This window comes from Chitinophaga agrisoli (assembly GCF_008386695.1).
Classification (GTDB): domain Bacteria; phylum Bacteroidota; class Bacteroidia; order Chitinophagales; family Chitinophagaceae; genus Chitinophaga; species Chitinophaga agrisoli.
Map to the genome: position 1 here is coordinate 1,449,863 of NZ_VUOC01000004.1, position 15,413 is coordinate 1,465,275.

General features: G+C 51.0%; 13 protein-coding genes. 7 read left to right on the top strand and 6 right to left on the bottom strand.

Annotated elements, in window-relative coordinates; all coding sequences use genetic code 11:
- Positions 1-5: 5 nt before the first annotated feature.
- Complete coding sequence (locus F0L74_RS24805; protein WP_149840605.1) at positions 6-986, top strand: nucleotidyl transferase AbiEii/AbiGii toxin family protein; 981 nt, start codon at positions 6-8, stop codon at positions 984-986.
- Between the two features lie 54 nt (positions 987-1,040).
- On the opposite strand, the gene F0L74_RS24810 is transcribed toward F0L74_RS24805, so the two are convergent.
- Positions 1,041-2,000: an alpha/beta fold hydrolase gene (locus tag F0L74_RS24810; protein ID WP_246197808.1), complete on the bottom strand. Its 960-nt coding sequence runs from the start codon at positions 1,998-2,000 to the stop codon at positions 1,041-1,043.
- 230 nt (positions 2,001-2,230) lie between these two features.
- Here F0L74_RS24810 and F0L74_RS24815 point away from each other — a divergent pair, with 230 nt between their 5' ends.
- Positions 2,231-3,436 carry a CehA/McbA family metallohydrolase gene (locus F0L74_RS24815; RefSeq protein WP_149840606.1) on the top strand — a complete coding sequence of 402 codons (1,206 nt, stop codon included), beginning with the start codon at positions 2,231-2,233 and terminating at the stop codon, positions 3,434-3,436.
- 106 nt (positions 3,437-3,542) lie between these two features.
- Here F0L74_RS24815 and F0L74_RS24820 read toward each other — a convergent pair whose 3' ends face one another.
- The gene (locus F0L74_RS24820) at positions 3,543-5,228 is read right to left on the bottom strand and encodes a tetratricopeptide repeat protein (RefSeq protein WP_149840607.1); all 1,686 of its coding nucleotides are present in this window, start codon (positions 5,226-5,228) and stop codon (positions 3,543-3,545) included.
- A gap of 386 nt (positions 5,229-5,614) precedes the next feature.
- On the opposite strand from F0L74_RS24820, the gene F0L74_RS24825 reads away from it, so the two are divergent.
- Positions 5,615-8,023 (top strand): ABC transporter permease, encoded by a 2,409-nt coding sequence (locus F0L74_RS24825; RefSeq protein ID WP_149840608.1) that lies wholly within the window; start codon positions 5,615-5,617, stop codon positions 8,021-8,023.
- A 12-nt stretch (positions 8,024-8,035) separates the two neighbouring features.
- Here the strand turns inward: F0L74_RS24825 and F0L74_RS24830 are convergent, their stop codons facing one another.
- Positions 8,036-9,022, bottom strand: a complete 987-nt coding sequence (locus F0L74_RS24830; protein ID WP_306462928.1) for a GlxA family transcriptional regulator — start codon at positions 9,020-9,022, stop codon at positions 8,036-8,038.
- Between the two features lie 293 nt (positions 9,023-9,315).
- Positions 9,316-10,218 carry an NAD(P)H-binding protein gene (locus tag F0L74_RS24835; protein WP_149840609.1) on the bottom strand — a complete coding sequence of 301 codons (903 nt, stop codon included), beginning with the start codon at positions 10,216-10,218 and terminating at the stop codon, positions 9,316-9,318.
- Positions 10,219-10,298: 80 nt separating this feature from the next.
- Here F0L74_RS24835 and F0L74_RS24840 point away from each other — a divergent pair, with 80 nt between their 5' ends.
- Both F0L74_RS24840 and F0L74_RS24845 read left to right on the top strand, forming a co-directional pair.
- Positions 10,299-10,703, top strand: a complete 405-nt coding sequence (locus tag F0L74_RS24840; protein ID WP_149840610.1) for a winged helix-turn-helix transcriptional regulator — start codon at positions 10,299-10,301, stop codon at positions 10,701-10,703.
- Positions 10,704-10,764: 61 nt separating this feature from the next.
- Entirely contained in the window at positions 10,765-12,054 is a 1,290-nt protein-coding gene (locus F0L74_RS24845; RefSeq protein WP_188316149.1) for an MgtC/SapB family protein, read from the top strand.
- 13 nt (positions 12,055-12,067) lie between these two features.
- On the opposite strand, the gene F0L74_RS24850 is transcribed toward F0L74_RS24845, so the two are convergent.
- A complete protein-coding gene (locus tag F0L74_RS24850) occupies positions 12,068-13,129 on the bottom strand; it encodes a WD40 repeat domain-containing protein (protein WP_149840612.1) in 1,062 nt (353 codons plus the stop codon).
- A 90-nt stretch (positions 13,130-13,219) separates the two neighbouring features.
- On the bottom strand, positions 13,220-14,113 hold the full coding sequence (locus F0L74_RS24855) for a glycosyl hydrolase (RefSeq protein WP_149840613.1): 894 nt from the start codon (positions 14,111-14,113) through the stop codon (positions 13,220-13,222).
- 140 nt (positions 14,114-14,253) lie between these two features.
- On the opposite strand from F0L74_RS24855, the gene F0L74_RS24860 reads away from it, so the two are divergent.
- A complete protein-coding gene (locus tag F0L74_RS24860) occupies positions 14,254-14,883 on the top strand; it encodes a hypothetical protein (RefSeq protein WP_149840614.1) in 630 nt (209 codons plus the stop codon).
- Positions 14,884-14,949: 66 nt separating this feature from the next.
- Positions 14,950-15,411, top strand: a complete 462-nt coding sequence (locus F0L74_RS24865) for an SRPBCC family protein (protein WP_149840615.1) — start codon at positions 14,950-14,952, stop codon at positions 15,409-15,411.
- The last annotated feature ends 2 nt before the right edge of the window (positions 15,412-15,413 follow it).

A 15,413-nucleotide genomic window follows, 5' to 3' on the forward strand; every position in this document is an offset into this window, starting at 1 on the left:
CACCTATGAATAAAGATGAAATGGAAGCGTTGCGCCCGCTTTTGCTGGCCGAACTGCGGGAAGAGAACCGGGAAAGGATGCTGGTCAATGAAGCCTTTATCCGCCGCGCGGTAGCCTTGCAGCAACCCTTTATGCTAAAGGGGAGTTTTGTGACCCGCCAGTATTTCGCTAACCCGGAAGACCGTTTTCCCTATGACCTGGACTGGGTATACACCGGCGGCCGTATTGATGACGTGGAAAAAGCAACGGAGATCTTTAGCCGCTGGATTGAAACTATCGCCGGCCTGGTAGTACCGGGAACAGAAAACATCGCGCTTCAGCTGGATTTTCAGGACAAAAAGATGATCTGGGAAGCGGTGGATTATTCCATGTCATGGGACAAGCCAACGATCTCCACCAGTTATTACGGCCTCATGGGAGGCAAGAAGATCTACATGGGTGAAGTAGATATCTCCTATAACGTACCGGTAGAAATGAACCCCGTTCCAATCACCTACCAGCCATTAACGGGAGATCCATTCATTGTCTCCCATGCGGTTCCCCTACCCTTGCAGATATCCTGGAAACTGCATCAAACAATCGTAAGGCCGCGCTTCAAGGATATGTTTGACCTCATACACCTGCTGCAACATCCTTCCTATACGCGGGATATGGCGCCCACGATCCTGAAGGCAATGGTAAAAGAGTGCGCAGAAGGAAAAGTAGCCCAGCACCAGGTGAACAAACTGCTTACCGGCGATCTGGTACCGCTTTTTAATGACGGCGATATATTCGGGCTCTGGCAGTTTTTCCGGTTCGGCTATGTGCATGAAGACTGGCAAAAGAAGCCATCCTTAACCTGGCTTGCCGCGGAGCTCACCAACCCTGATAACTTACCGGCTACATTTAAAGAGCTCCGGGAAGCCTTGTTTGAAGCCATGCAGCGCGCAGGCATCACTATAGAAACGCTGCACAGTATACCTTATGTAGAAAGAAAATTGCCGTGATGATACTCGAAAAAGGAGAGGCTACGTACGCCCCTCCTTTTGTTCCGTTACCAACTATTTACCTAAGAAATCAAGCGCATACTGCACAAACTTATCAGGGTTCTGCATAAAGGATGCATGCCCCGCGTCCGGAAATACGACCAGCTGTGAATGGGTAATGCTTTTAGACATATTAACGGAATTGATCACCGGCACCGGCAGATCCATATCACCATCCACGATCAGCGCTGGCTGCGTAACGGCCTTCAGCTCGTTCAACGCTTCCGGGTAAGGCTGCGCCCAGGCTAATACTGCGGTCAGCTCCGCCGTGCTGGCCTCCTGGCTCAAAGGCACATCCCGGTTAACAGTGCGTTTATTTACCCTCGCCAACGCCGCTTTACCAGCGTTCCTGCTGGCATCAGAATCTGTAAATCCAAAGCGCAGGAATGATTCATCCTTACTCAGTCCCGCGGTGGCAGCTAACAGTTCCGGTAGTTTGGAAAGCCCTTCTGCCCCTTTAGGCCCTGTTCCCGTAAGGATGATCTTGTTCACCAACGCTGGCTCCGTCAACACGATCTGTTGGGTAACAAAACCACCCATGGAAAAGCCCATTAAATTCACTTTCGGGTAGCCCATCGCTTTAATAAAGGTGACAGCGTCTTTGGCCATTTCCGCGATAGTGGACGGCGTTTTACCCGTGGAGGAACCTACGCCCTTGTTATCAAATATCACCACCTTGTATTGTTGCGCCAGGCCATTGGTGATAGCCGGGTCCCAGTCATCCAGGCCGCCGGCCAAAGGGGACACCAGCACCAAAGGAATACCGCCCTTATCGCCTAATACGCGGTAGGCATATTTAGCGCCATCCGCCTCTACAAACTGCGTAGCGGCGTCCTGGTGATAGTCAACCGCTACCGGGTCTGTACCGGTGACCGGCATTTCATCTTCCTTTTTACAGGCGATGATACTAAGTACAAATGCGCAGGCAAAAAAGAGACATCTAAAAGCTTTTTCCGTTTTGTTGTGTGTCATCATGGTAGTAATTTTTAAGTAGTAAGGTTTACAGGTCAAAAGTATTTTCAGCGCTGCCGGCGGCCAATGAATAACTACCTTAAACAGACCAATCAGCACATGAAACAGCCATTTCCTGACCCGGATCTTTTTAGCCCCTGCACAGCGGTCTTAACAATTTTTTAATATCCGCCACTGGGGGTTCGGGGGCTGTGAAACGTATCACCTCCGGACATTAATAACCAAGCACATTTATGAGAACGAGTTTTATGCGCACGCTTACGCTGGCAGTACTGGCCGCTGGTTTCAGCAGCCATGCCCTGGGCCAGACCACCCATATCAGCCCCTGGGCGCCTACAGATGTGGTGATCCCGCCCGTGGCCGACCTTAATAAAGGCGTGTGGCTGAAAGGGGACCTGCACCTGCACTCCCGCCATAGCAAGGAATCTTCCAACAATCCTATTTCCAAGATGATCGCATTCTGTAAAGCGGTAGGTATAGACTATATCGCTATCACAGATCATGATAACCATGTAGAGGGTGATGTGGCGCACAATACCTGGGCTGACCCGGAATTTAAATCATCAGATAGCGTACTACTGCTGTACGGCGCAGAATGGACCACCGTACGTGGCCATGGCAATGTTTTCTCTGCCCGCCCCTATGATCACCAACGCCTGTACGATGTGCGCGACCAGCGCGATGTAGTGATAGGCGCTGTAAAGAAACAGCTGGATATACATCTCTCTGCCAACCATCCTGCCGGCCCTAAAGACCATTTCGGATACTCTTATGATATTGTACAATCCATGGAAGTATGGAACTCCGCTATGTGGTCTAAAAATGCCAATACCATCATGATATGGGACGATATGCTCTCCTCTGGCCGCAAAATGACCGGCAGAGGCGGTAGCGATGCCCACCATGGCGTACCGGAAACACCGGACAAAGCCACCAAGAACAGTCCCCAGGCACAATATAACTATGTAGGCACGCCCACCACCTGGGTATTTGCCACCAGCCGCAGCACCCAGGCAATAGTAGACGCCCTCACCAACGGCCGCGTATCAGTAAGCGCCAACCCGTACGCACCACGTGTTGAATTTTATGCCGACCTGAACCAGGATGGTAAAATGGATATGATGATGGGAGATAACGTAAAATCCAATGGCCAGCCCGTGAAATTCCGTGTACAGCTGAGCGGCAAAACCGTGGCGGATAGCACCTATACCGTAAATGTGGTAAAGAACGGTAACCCGTTCAACACCTACCAGATGAGCGGTAAAAAACCTGTAGTGGAGTTTACGGATACGCCTGCGGAAATGCACCGCAGCTACTACCGTGTTACCGTAGAAGGTCCCCGTACGGATTATCCGCAGGTACCGCTTTCCGCGTCGCTGAGCGGTAATATGGTGGGATTATCCAACCCTATCTATTTCAATTTCGATCCTAATTTTTAACCGCACTATATGCGTAAAAAAAGGCTGACCGGCAAATGACCGGTCAGCCTTTTTTGTTAATCAGCCTTTGGGGATAGCCCCGTTCCCGTGGCATTTCATCAGCCCATCAATTCCCTTTTCCTTTCAGAAAATCCCCTGCCAGCGTCAGCTCCGGGCGCGATGCGTCTCCGGTACTGCTGATCTTTACCAGCTGCCGGTAATAGGCAGCCGCTTTATCCTTTTTATGACATTGCTCCGCTGCCTGCGCTGCCCCATAAAGGCCATTAAAGCGGTTCACATGCTGCTTCAGGTCTTCCTCATAGGCGGCCAGGGCTTCTTCCGGGCGGCTTAGCTGCAGTAACATATCGCCCAGCAGCTCCCGGGCAGGTAATACCTCGCCCGGCGTTACAGGATGTTTCTGGGTATTATCCTCCATATTGGCGGCAGCATGCATGAGCAGCAGGGCGCTGTCCCTTTTCCCTTCCTTGAGCAGGATCCAGGCGGCGCCTGTTTTTCGCTGTATATCTACCTGGTTCGCCTTATATACATCCTGTTGGGCGGCCAGCGCATCATGCAGCTGGTTAAGGGTATCCAGCTCTATCCTGGCGGCTACCAGGGCGCCGGTGTGTGCAGCGCCCATTAACCGGGTAAAATGTATGATGGCCTTTTGCCAGGGGTACTGCTCCCACGGCAGGTTGGCCTGGTGGGGGCGCAGGGCCGCCGCATCCTGCCACAACCTGTTCTCCAGTAAATACCGCGCGGGAATGGCTGCAAAAGCATACGCCACCTTAAAATTCACTGGGTGCACTTCCTGTATGGTGTTAAGATAATCATATTGCTCCCGGGCCTTTGCATTCTGCCCCTGTTGCAGGTAAGCATACACCAGGTAGTCCATGCTATGCAGCTCCTCATCCCAATGGCCTTTTATACCGGTATTCTCCGCATAACACCTGGCTGCAACAGTCGCTATCAGGTTGGCATTTGCGCACTCCTGCCAAAGCCCCAGCCGCGTAAAGATATGCGAAGGCATATGCTGCGCATGGGCAGAGGAGGGCGCAATGGAGGCATACCTGCGCGCCGCCGGCAAAGCCAGCTCCGCCAGTTCCGGATAATCGTAACTATGGATAATATAATGGGTAATACCGGGATGGTTGGGTAAGCTGGCGGATAACGCCGTTAAGATCTCCCCGGCTTTCTTTTGTTTGGCGAAGGTCTTATCTGCAGGATCTGCTGCCCCGTTGAGTGCAAGCGCATAAAATATAGCCGCTTCCTGATCATCCGGGTATTTGGCGTGCAACCGCTCCATCCCCTTTTCAAAATCAGCGCAGCGGTCCGCATGGGTGGTGGTGCGCCAGTTATGGTAAAACGGCGCCAGTGCGGCTATATAGTCCGTCTCCCGCTCGGATCGTTTCTTCAGCGATTCCGCCACGGCCATCACCCGCGCGCCTTTTTCCAGCTCCCGTGGCGTAGGCGGCGCCCACAGCGGATGATAATTGCACATGGCCACGCCCCAGTAAGCAATAGCGCAACCCGGATCCTCATCGATCACCTTGGCAAACGCCTTCTCTGCCTCATCGTATTCAAAGGAGTGCAGGAGCGAAATACCCGTATTAAAATCCTTCTGCACTTTGCCGGAACAGCTGGTGGTAAAGGCCACATCGCCCAACTGCTGCTCTTCCGGGCCGCAAAGGATGATCTTGCCCCTTTTCAGCTCCATAGCGCTGATGGCGTTGTTGGTAGGGGTTTTATAATTACCGTGGCAGGATAGTAAAACGGGCAGGAGAAAATCTAAAACCTGTAGTGTTCTTTTCATACGGCCGGTTTTGTTAGTGTCGTGGGGACGGAACAGCCAGTCGTTTTCCTTTAAAGTTGGGGGTGTAAATACCTATTGCTTACCCGAAGATAACATAAATCCCTTGCAGAACCGCCATTATCACCCGCAAGGCCCCGCCAGTAGCAGGCTGTACAGGTACAGGGGGCTGGAATAACGCCTGCCTGGCAGGCCGGAAGGGCGGGCTATAATGGCTCGATCTAATGTATAGCTATTTCCGGACGACACTTATCCGCAAACGGACGTACGCTGTCTCAAAAGCGGACATTTCATCAAACGCTAAAGGCATAAATATATCATTATCAATCACATCAAATGCGGCATCCTGTTTGTGTTTCCCTGGCAGATCAATTTCCCTACTGCACCATATGTTCCGGAATTACATTAAAATTGCCTGGCGCAATATTATTAAACAACGCTTTTATTCTCTGCTCAATATCATTGGCCTTTCTACCGGTATCGCATTCACCATGCTGATCATGGCCTATGTATGGAAGGAACTGCAGGTGAATGCCCGCCTCCGGCATGCAGACCGCCAGTACATCATCCTCAGTAAATGGAAAGATCCTAATATGGGCTATGAACTGGCCACCTTCGGCGGCCTCCCCAAGGCCCTAAAAGAGGGATACCCCAGCCTGGTGACCAACTACTACCGCTTTGATGGCATTACCAGCACTGTTTCAAAAGACGAAAAACACTTCCGCGAAGGGCTGCAGCTGGGCGATAGCACCCTGTTAAAGATGTACGGCTTTAAAGTACTGCACGGCGATGTGAACACTGCCCTCAATAATCCGGACGCGGTCGTGATCACCGCAGGCAAGGCCATGAAGTATTTTGGCAGCACAGATGTAACGGGGCAAACCCTTACCGTAGAAAGTTTCTCCGGCACCAAACAGGCCTTCACCGTTTCTGCCGTAATGGAGCAACCGGCCCCCAATTCCATCACCAACCTTTCGCAGCACTCAGATAACGAATTTTTCTTCCCGTTAAGCGCGGCTTCCTTCTTTGGCAGGCAGATCGACAATTGGAACAATACGTATATAGTGGGTTTTGTGGAGCTGGCGGCCGGCGTAAGCCCTGCAGCGCTCAACAAGCCCATGCAGCAGCTTATAAAACAAAATATTCCGCCAGACGTAGCGGCTAATTTTACGCCACAACTGGTATCCCTCCGCGACTATTACCTGGAGGCCAATAACGGTCTGGTAAAGCGCATGCTCTTTATTTTATCCGCTATTGCGCTGTTCATCCTGCTCATGGCCGTGATTAATTTCATCAATATGTCCATTAGCAGGTCTGCTTCCCGCATGAAGGAGATAGGCATCCGCAAGGTACTGGGCGGCTTACGTAAACAGCTGGTGGGGCAATTCCTGGCAGAGTCGGTGATCCTGGTAAGCGTGGCCACCGGTATTGCCATGATGCTGTACCTTTGCGCCCGGCCCCTGCTTGCCGGCATACTGGGCAAAACCGTACCGGGTATTACGGAGCTGCCGCCGTATTTTATTGCCTGTCCTTTTATACTGATACTGATAACCGGGCTGGCCGCTGGCCTGTACCCGGCTTTTGTGCTTTCTTCCCTGGGCTCCATCGATTCCCTGAAGGGTAAACTGACGACCGTAAAGGAAAATGTACTGCTACGCAGATCCCTGCTGGTATTCCAGTTCATTACTGCCGCCATTGTGCTTATAGGCGCCTTTGTGATCTCAAAGCAGGTGCATTTGTTCTTTAGCCGGGACCTGGGCTACAATAAGGATTATGTAGTGTCCGCGCAGGTGCCCCGCGACTGGACACCCACCGGCGTGGCCCGTATGGAAGGCATTCGCAGGCAGTTTGCCGCTTTGCCCCAGGTACAGCAGGCCACCCTCTCTTACGAAGTACCGGATGGCAACAACGCGGGCAGCTTTGCCTTGTACCGCGCCGGGGCAGATTCCACTACGGCCGTTACCACCTATAACCTGTACGCGGATGAATACTATGCTTCCGCTTACGGCATTCCTATGGCGGCCGGCGAGTTCTTTAACCGGGAAGGGGCTTTCCGCGATTCCTCCCGGCTCGTGATCAATGAAACACAGGCCAGGGCCATGGGCTGGAAATATCCCCAGGATGCCGTAGGCAGCCAGGTAAAGATCGTGAATGTACAAATGCTGTTCACCATTGCCGGCGTTACCAAAGACTTCCACTTTGGCTCCATGCAGCAGGCGGTACAGCCCATCACATTTATGCATACCCGCCTTTCCAATACCTTCCGATACCTTTCCTTTAAGCTCAAACCCGGTAATATGAGCGCAGCCGTAAATGCCCTGCAAAAGGAGTGGAATACCCTCATGCCCGGCGCTGCTTTTGAATACAGGTTCATGGACGAGACCCTGGAACGCCTGTATCAGTCAGAGCTGCAGCTTAAACAGGCCTCCTATACCGCTACCGCGCTTTCCCTCATCATTGTATTGCTGGGCGTAATGGGCATGATCTCCCTGAGCATTCAAAAACGCACGAAAGAGATAGGTATCCGTAAAGTGCTGGGATCATCTATCAGCGGCATTGTAGCGCTGTTCCTGAAAGAGTTCCTGTCTGTCATAGTGATTGCGGGGATGATTGCCTGTCCGCTGGGGTATTTGATCATGCAGCAATGGCTCAATGATTATGTATACCGGATCAATCTGTCCGCTCAGCCTTTCCTGGTCACCATGCTGTTGCTGGCGCTGGTAACAACCGTGCTCATTATCCTGCAAACCATGCGGACCGCGCTGGCCAACCCGATGAAGAGCCTGCGTACAGAGTAAGGACATAAATGGTTATAATACCACCGCCTCCTTATTATACTTATTACGGTATTCCAGTGGCGATAACCCGGTAATACGTTTAAATACCTCGCGGAAAGCCTTCAGATCAATATAACCAACCTCGTACATGACCTCGTTCACGGTCTTACGGCTGGTTTCCAGCATCTTTTTGGCGGCTTCTATTTTTACCCGCTGCAGGTACTCCGCGGGCGTATTATGGGTAGCTTTTATAAAACGCCGGTCAAAATTGCGCCGGCCTATACCAAACTGGGTAGCCAGCTGGCCAATGGAGATCTTCTTGTCAACATTATTCTCAATAAACAGCTGGGCGCGTTTTATCTCCTCATCCTGGTGATCCTTTAAACCGGAGAACATAGTAAAAGGCGACTGGCAATTGCGGTCAATATCCACCTCAAACACTTTGGAGCAATAGATAGCTGTTTTGCGGCCGCAATACTTCTCTATCAGGTACAAGAGCAGGTTCACAAAGGAGAATGCGCCACCATTGGTATAAATACCCTGCTCGTCCGTGATCACTTTCTCCACCACCAGGTTCACCTCCGGGAACATCCGGCGGAATACATCTGCCGCCATCCAGTGCGTGGAGCAGCTTTTGCCGTTCAATAAACCGGTAGCCGCCAGCAGAAAACCGCCAATACACATGCTGGCTACCTCTGCGCCCTGCCGGTACTGTTGCACGATCCAGGGCAGCAGCGCCTGGTTGCGGGCCAGCGAAGCGGAAAAGTTCCAGCTAATGGCGGGGATGATGATCAGGTCCGTACGTTCTACTTCCTCCAGGCGTAAATGCGGGTGCACGGAAAACAGGCCGCCCTCTATGCTCATGTTCCTGGAAGCGCCTACCAGCTGCACGGTGAACATAGGGTCCTGATCGTTATCTTCCAGGTATTGGTTCACCCTTCTGAATGCCTTGTATGCGCCTATAACATCAATCAGGCTGCCCTCGCCTTCCGGTACCAGGATAGAAACATGTTTCATCATACTTAAAGTTACGGAACAGCGGGCCGGGTTTCCCGGAATAACCGTATTTTTAAGGTAATTTTAAACCCCCATCCCACACCTCTTTATTATCGTATCTGATAGGCAGGAAGGCCTATACTGATAGTATTTTGCCTAAAAAGCCCCAAGCAACCTTATTGCTACCTAAGACCTACGAAAAGGCCTGGTAAACGTTTAGTAAAATAAGGTAAAATACTATCAATGTAAGCCTTCCTGAAACAGCAGCTGATTCCCTACCCGAAGGATAAAAATCGGCTATCCTGCAGAGCAGGATCTTAACTGGCGCTTGCCGTATACACCGCGGCAAACTCCCTGGCAAAATCTGCCAGTGTGATCTTACCGCTCGCCTGTCCCTGGTGCAACCGGTAATCATCGATCAGATCCCCGTTCCTGATGGCTATCCCTATTTCAATAATATACACCCGGGCCATTTGCTCGCTCATGCCGGTCTGTAACAAGGCCTGTAGCATTGCCTCGTCCGGGAAAGCCGTCCAGGTCAGGTTGGGCAGCCCTACGGCCTCGCCCAGGATCCGGGCTATGGCGCCGCCATTCTGCTCATCGCCCGCTATATATTGCACCTGTTTGCCAATGAACGCCCGCGTATCCAGGGCTTCAAAAGCAGCCGCCGCAATATCCTCCGGATGAGAGAGCACAATATTCGCCGTTGCATCGTAATTGCTCCCTATCAGCTGCTGATACCGTATAAGCGGTATACTGCCCAGGAAATTGGTATAGAACATACCCGGCCGCAGGTGCAGCACATGCGTATCCGGCAGCGCGTTCAATTGCTGCTCTACATGATGGTTAGCGCCGGTAGGCCCGGGACCGTCTGCCCGGTGCGAGCCAATAGCGCTCAGGTTCACCACATGTTTTACGCCGGTTTGTGCAATAGCGGCGGCATAACCCTCTCCTACTCCTTTTATGTAGGCGCGTATATCCGTAGCGGTAAAGTCCGGCGGTATCATGGTATATACCGCGTCTGCATCTTTGAACGCACGCTGCAGAAAATCCCTGTCCGTTACCGTGCCAATAGCCGGTATAGCCTGTAACGCCTCAATGGCTGCCGCGCGCTCCGGCTGACTGCTGATCACCGTTACGCGGTGTCCCTTTGCTACTAATGATCTGGTAAGTCTTTGGCCGATATTGCCTAATGATCCTGTGATGGTGATGTTACTCATAAATGCCTGTTTATTTTGTTGTGCACAAAACTAGATTTGTACTTACTTTTGTACAAGTACTTACCCTAAAGTAGGCTTCTATGGTAAAGGTGAAAGAAAGCTCAACGATACAGGCTAACAAGAAGGCCGCATTTGCAGAATGCCCCATTACATATGTAATGGAAAAGATAGGCGGATACTGGAAACCCATTATCCTTTTCCAGATGTTGTCAGGCGCTAAACGGTACAGCGAATTGCGGAAGGCTATACCGGATATTACAGAGAAAGTATTGATCCAGCAGCTGAAACAGCTGGAAGCGGATAACCTGCTGGTACGCACCGCCATGCCGGTAGTGCCGCCACATGTCACGTACAGCCTCAGCGCATCCGCGCTACGGCTAAAACCTGTGCTGTATGAAATGGCGGTATGGGCGTCGCACGAGAGTAAAGAGCATAAATGCGCGTTTACCCGTAATATTGAGCAGTTCCCGGCTTTTGCGAAATAAGTTTTGTTATCGATTCATTATCTTTAAAAGAATTGATGACAACACAACTGTAAGCTGGTTAATGGATCCAAAGTTTTTACACTACGCTACGGGGCCTATTGCCATTAAGATGGCAGTGGCCATTGGTATTGGTATGCTGGTAGGCATGGAAAGGATGTGGTCGCATAAGGAAACGGGTATACGTACTTTTTCCATTGTGGCGTTACTGGGAATGCTGGCCGCCGTAATAGGCGAAAATTTCATTATTGCCTGCCTCGTGGGCGTTTTCCTGCTGGTGGTCATTTCCAATGTACGCAGCCTGATGATGGACCGCACTACGGAGATCACCACCTCAGCGGCTTTAATAGCCAATTACCTGCTGGGGGTACTGGTAGGCCTGGGACATATCTTTACGCCCGTTGCCGGCGCCATTGTAATGACCATGCTGCTGGCATGGAAAGAAGAGCTGAACCGCTTTGCCGGCGGCCTGCAGCCTTCTGAGATCAGAAGCGCCATACTGCTGGGATTGATAGGTTTCGTGATCTATCCCCTTATTCCGGATAAGTACATAGATCCCTGGCAGCTCTTTAACCCCAACGACGCGTGGCTGGGGATTATTGCCATTGCAGGCATTGGCTTTGCCAACTATGTGCTGCTGCGTATGTTCAGCACAAAAGGCCTTTACCTGAGCGCTATCTTTGGCGGGCTGGTGAACAGCAGCGCTACAGTAGCGGAGCTGGGCGCCAGGGCGCAGGCTACCGGGCAGGCCGGTAAGATAAAAACGCTTAGCCTCCTCACTACAGAAGCCATGTTTGCCCGTAACCTGCTGCTTATACTATTGTTCTCAGAAAAATCACTGGCAGCGGCATTATTGCCCATACTTGTTATGTCATTGGTAGCGGGTTTCTGGATATGGCGGGACAATTTTAAAAAAGATACTACCACAGAAGACGCGTCCATTTCCCTGGCGCTGGATTCTCCCATTTCGCTAAAGAAAGTATTGTCCTTTGGTTTGCTGTTTATTATTGTGCAGATAGGCGGTACCCTGCTTACCAGGATCTTTGGCAGTTATGGTATCTTAGCCACCGGATTTTTTGGGGGATTGGTAAGCAGCGCCAGCACCACTGCCGCCGCAGCTACCATGGCCAGCCATGACAAGATCACAGCCGCCGTTGCCGGCAGCGTGGCGGTACTATCTTCCCTGGCCAGCACCATTGTAAACCTGCCCATTATCTGGCGCACCATCAGCGATAAAACTATTGTTAAGACACTCACCTTCGAGATCATTACCGTAGTGGCTGCGGGTGTTACGGCCGTAGTGCTGGACCGTATATTCCAGGTGTCAGAAGTGCTGATCAGTAATATTTATTGATATTGATCCACTGTTATAATTCCTCCGGCAGATTATACAGCCGCAGTTCTCCTGTGTTATGCGTGATGAGCAGCTGCCGCTGACCGTTGCAACGTACCGTCACGATCTCCCCGGCGTAATCAATAATAGCCGCCGGATCCGTGGTAGGCCTGCCATGCAGATCATATGCCTGGATGGCGCAACCTTCTGGCGTTAACTCTCCGGTACAGGCCAGGGTTTGTCTGTCTATAAGCAGTATGCGGCCAAAACGGGTAAAGGCAAGCAGGGTATCATTGCTGGCATGTAATACGGTATAATCCAGGCTGTCCTCATCTTCCTCGCTGGGATATTCATCCCGCCCTTCAAACAGTGCCGCCTGCTCCAGCAGGGCAATACGGTCAATACCCGGGAAAGAGAACAGTTCCATGCCTTCATCATAATGCGGCGCGGTTACAAACTCCTGCCCGTCTGGCGAGAAACTGCCAAAGATCCGGTCGCGGCATTGGGCCAGCTCTGTTAGCACGATCCGTTCGTCCTGCAGCTCTGCCAGGTATAACAACGCCTCGTCCTGGCCCGCGGCAGCGGATATCAGCAACTGGTTATTGTCCGGCGTATCGTGAAATGTGTAATTATACGCGCCGTCATCTTCCATCACATAGGTGGCCGCTACGGAAAAATCATCCAGGCGGATCACGTACAGCACATCATTTTCATCCGGCGATATCAGCCAGATAAACTGTCCGTCGGCAGAGAAATGACAGGAGGATCCCTGGAAATGCCCCCAGGGCTCGTGCGCAAAACTGCGCAACAGGCTTCCGTTGGCGTCAAAGATGCGCACATCCGTATACCCCGAAAGCGCAAACCAGTTACCGTCACGGCTGGCGGTCATTACGCAGGGTACATAGTCGATGGTTTGGGCCTGCAGGTCCTTACGCCATACTTCCTGTAACTCGGCATTTAGTTTTACAACATCCGGCTGACTGGTAAAATTCAGCAAATAACCACCATCAGGCAGCGGTACAATGCCTACCGGGTTGGCGGCCAACGGCAGCCGCCTGTGTATGGCTACCGGCATCGGGGTAAATATCTTTTCCATGGCGTCACAAATTACTCAATAAACAAATAAGCCGCACATATCCAGTGATATATGCGGCTTAACTATTTATTAAAATATCTAATGAATGTACTACCTGCCTACCTGGTCATTGGGCTTAAAATTGGCATACCATTGTCCCAGTGTGGTCAGCTTGCCCTGGGCGTCTACCAGCGCAGAAGAATATAAGCGGGCGCTGGTGGGATTGCCGGAAAACCAGGAATAACGGTGTACAAAAGGCAGCGCCTCCAATTGTGGCAGCAGCTTTTGCATAAAGCCCAGCACTTCTTCCGGGCTGTATGGATTATCCGATATGGTCTTGGCGTCGTTCTGACAGGTGGCGAACTCCGTGATCCAGATGGGCAGCTGGTATTTGTTGTACAGGTCTTGCAGGGTCTGCACAAAATGTACATCATCCAGGCCTACATACATGTGCACACAGATAAAGTCTACCCGGCGGTTCTGCGCTTTGGCCTTTGTCATAAAGTCCGTAAGCCACTGCACCGTAGGCCATGAGGTGGCAGGCGTGCCCAGGGGCAGGCCAATGCTTTCCAGCTGAGGCCATAAGGCCAGCGCCTCATCAACCGTCATTTTGGATTGATCTCCCAGGTCAGGCTCGTTAAAGCCCAGGATGTATTTTACTTTTCCTTCCGCCTTACGTTGTTTTACGGCATTGATATTATTGACGTTTACATCTGCCTTGCCCCAGAACATAGATACAAATTCGCAGTTGCTGGGCGCCTGGTCAAAAGGTATCTGGTTGCCCCAGGTATAGAACCAATGGCTTTTTAACAGCTTAATATTGTTGTACCAGAGCCCTACATCGGTACTGGTGGTGTTGAAGTCCGCGCCTTTTTTGCCTACGGTTTCAGTATTGCCGTTACCGTTACCGTTGCCATCGCCATCCGGGCTGGCGTCGTCTTTTTTGCCGCAGGCTGCCAGCAGGAATAATGCGCTGAATAGCAGCGCGCTCTTGAGTTTTTGCATAGGATAAAGCCATTTCTACGGCAGGGTTGGAGATTGCCGTATAATTATATAATTAAAATTTTGCATGAAATTAAGTAACGTTGGCGGTAAAACAAATAGCGGAAAAATCTATAACTAGCACGCTGTTATAATCTACACTTATGGGATTGGATCTATGGCACGTTATACCGTCCGCCAAAGAAAAAGAATACCAGGAATATTTTACACTGGACGAGCTGGAGGAGTGCCCGGCGCTACAGGAACGGCACCATCACCTGATCACAGAGATAACTGAGGTGGAAAAAGTATTTACTATCTATATCTTCTCTGACGAGCTTAAACTTGCAAAATATGGACCGGTTGGGGAAGGACGGGAACAGTATACTGCTGTTCTCACCGGCCTGATGGACCAGCTTGGAGAAAAGATAGCGCATCTGGAGACTTTATATTGTTTACCGGTGGCGAATAAGTCACATTCAGTTGTAGAAGTGCGTACGCCAGCTTCAGGCGAAGAAAAACTATATATCCAAATGCTCTCCTATCCTATCTCCTACCAGACAGAGCGGGTGCTTTATTTTAAGTCGATGGGCTACCAGCGTAAAGGCATGATCCCTGCGTTCTATGAAGATTTTATTAACTGTAAAAACTACTTCAAAAAGGAAGATGTACTGAAAGCCGCTACCTATCTGGATCTTGATAATAAAAACCGCCCGGAACTGATCAAACATTTCCCTGCCCAATTCATCGATAACTTCATTGAAGGCGCCAGTATATTCTTCGCCAGCTGGTGATATTCTCAACATTCCCTATATTTATAACCATTCAGTTACCCATCACTTACTCTAAAACAGCACATCATGGAAACACACTTCGCTAAAGCAGAAATGCTGATCCGTAAACCCTTGGCAGAAGTATTTGACGCATTTATAAACCCGGAGATAACCACGAAATTCTGGTTCACTAAAAGCTCCGGCAAACTGGAGCCTGGCAAGCAGCTACAGTGGACCTGGGAAATGTATGATCACACGGACAACATCCTGGTAAAAGCAGTGGAGCCGCAAAAGCGGATCGTGATAGAATGGGGCGCTGAGCCTGATCGTACCCAGGTTACCTGGACCTTTACACCCATGGAAGGCGATACCACTTTTGTAAGCGTAGTGAACGACCAGCTAAAGGGAGATACGGAAAAACTGATCGCCTATATACGGGATGCTACGGAAGGTTTTGCCCTGGTGCTGGCTGGCCTGAAGGCCTACCTGGAACATAACCTGCAGCTGCAGCTCATAGGCGATCGCTTTCCCGCCGGGCTGGGGGCCTGAAC

What these genes read in the sequence shown, in the direction of transcription:
- F0L74_RS24865 (WP_149840615.1), top strand. Translation starts at nt 14,950, where the DNA reads ATGGAAACACACTTCGCTAAAGCAGAAATGCTGATCCGTAAACCCTTG.
- F0L74_RS24805 (WP_149840605.1), top strand. Translation starts at nt 6, where the DNA reads ATGAATAAAGATGAAATGGAAGCGTTGCGCCCGCTTTTGCTGGCCGAA.
- F0L74_RS24830 (WP_306462928.1), bottom strand. Translation starts at nt 9,022, where the DNA reads ATGATGAAACATGTTTCTATCCTGGTACCGGAAGGCGAGGGCAGCCTG.
- F0L74_RS24840 (WP_149840610.1), top strand. Translation starts at nt 10,299, where the DNA reads ATGGTAAAGGTGAAAGAAAGCTCAACGATACAGGCTAACAAGAAGGCC.
- F0L74_RS24835 (WP_149840609.1), bottom strand. Translation starts at nt 10,218, where the DNA reads ATGAGTAACATCACCATCACAGGATCATTAGGCAATATCGGCCAAAGA.
- F0L74_RS24825 (WP_149840608.1), top strand. Translation starts at nt 5,615, where the DNA reads ATGTTCCGGAATTACATTAAAATTGCCTGGCGCAATATTATTAAACAA.
- F0L74_RS24850 (WP_149840612.1), bottom strand. Translation starts at nt 13,129, where the DNA reads ATGGAAAAGATATTTACCCCGATGCCGGTAGCCATACACAGGCGGCTG.
- F0L74_RS24855 (WP_149840613.1), bottom strand. Translation starts at nt 14,113, where the DNA reads ATGCAAAAACTCAAGAGCGCGCTGCTATTCAGCGCATTATTCCTGCTG.
- F0L74_RS24815 (WP_149840606.1), top strand. Translation starts at nt 2,231, where the DNA reads ATGAGAACGAGTTTTATGCGCACGCTTACGCTGGCAGTACTGGCCGCT.
- F0L74_RS24810 (WP_246197808.1), bottom strand. Translation starts at nt 2,000, where the DNA reads ATGATGACACACAACAAAACGGAAAAAGCTTTTAGATGTCTCTTTTTT.
- F0L74_RS24845 (WP_188316149.1), top strand. Translation starts at nt 10,765, where the DNA reads ATGGATCCAAAGTTTTTACACTACGCTACGGGGCCTATTGCCATTAAG.
- F0L74_RS24860 (WP_149840614.1), top strand. Translation starts at nt 14,254, where the DNA reads ATGGGATTGGATCTATGGCACGTTATACCGTCCGCCAAAGAAAAAGAA.
- F0L74_RS24820 (WP_149840607.1), bottom strand. Translation starts at nt 5,228, where the DNA reads ATGAAAAGAACACTACAGGTTTTAGATTTTCTCCTGCCCGTTTTACTA.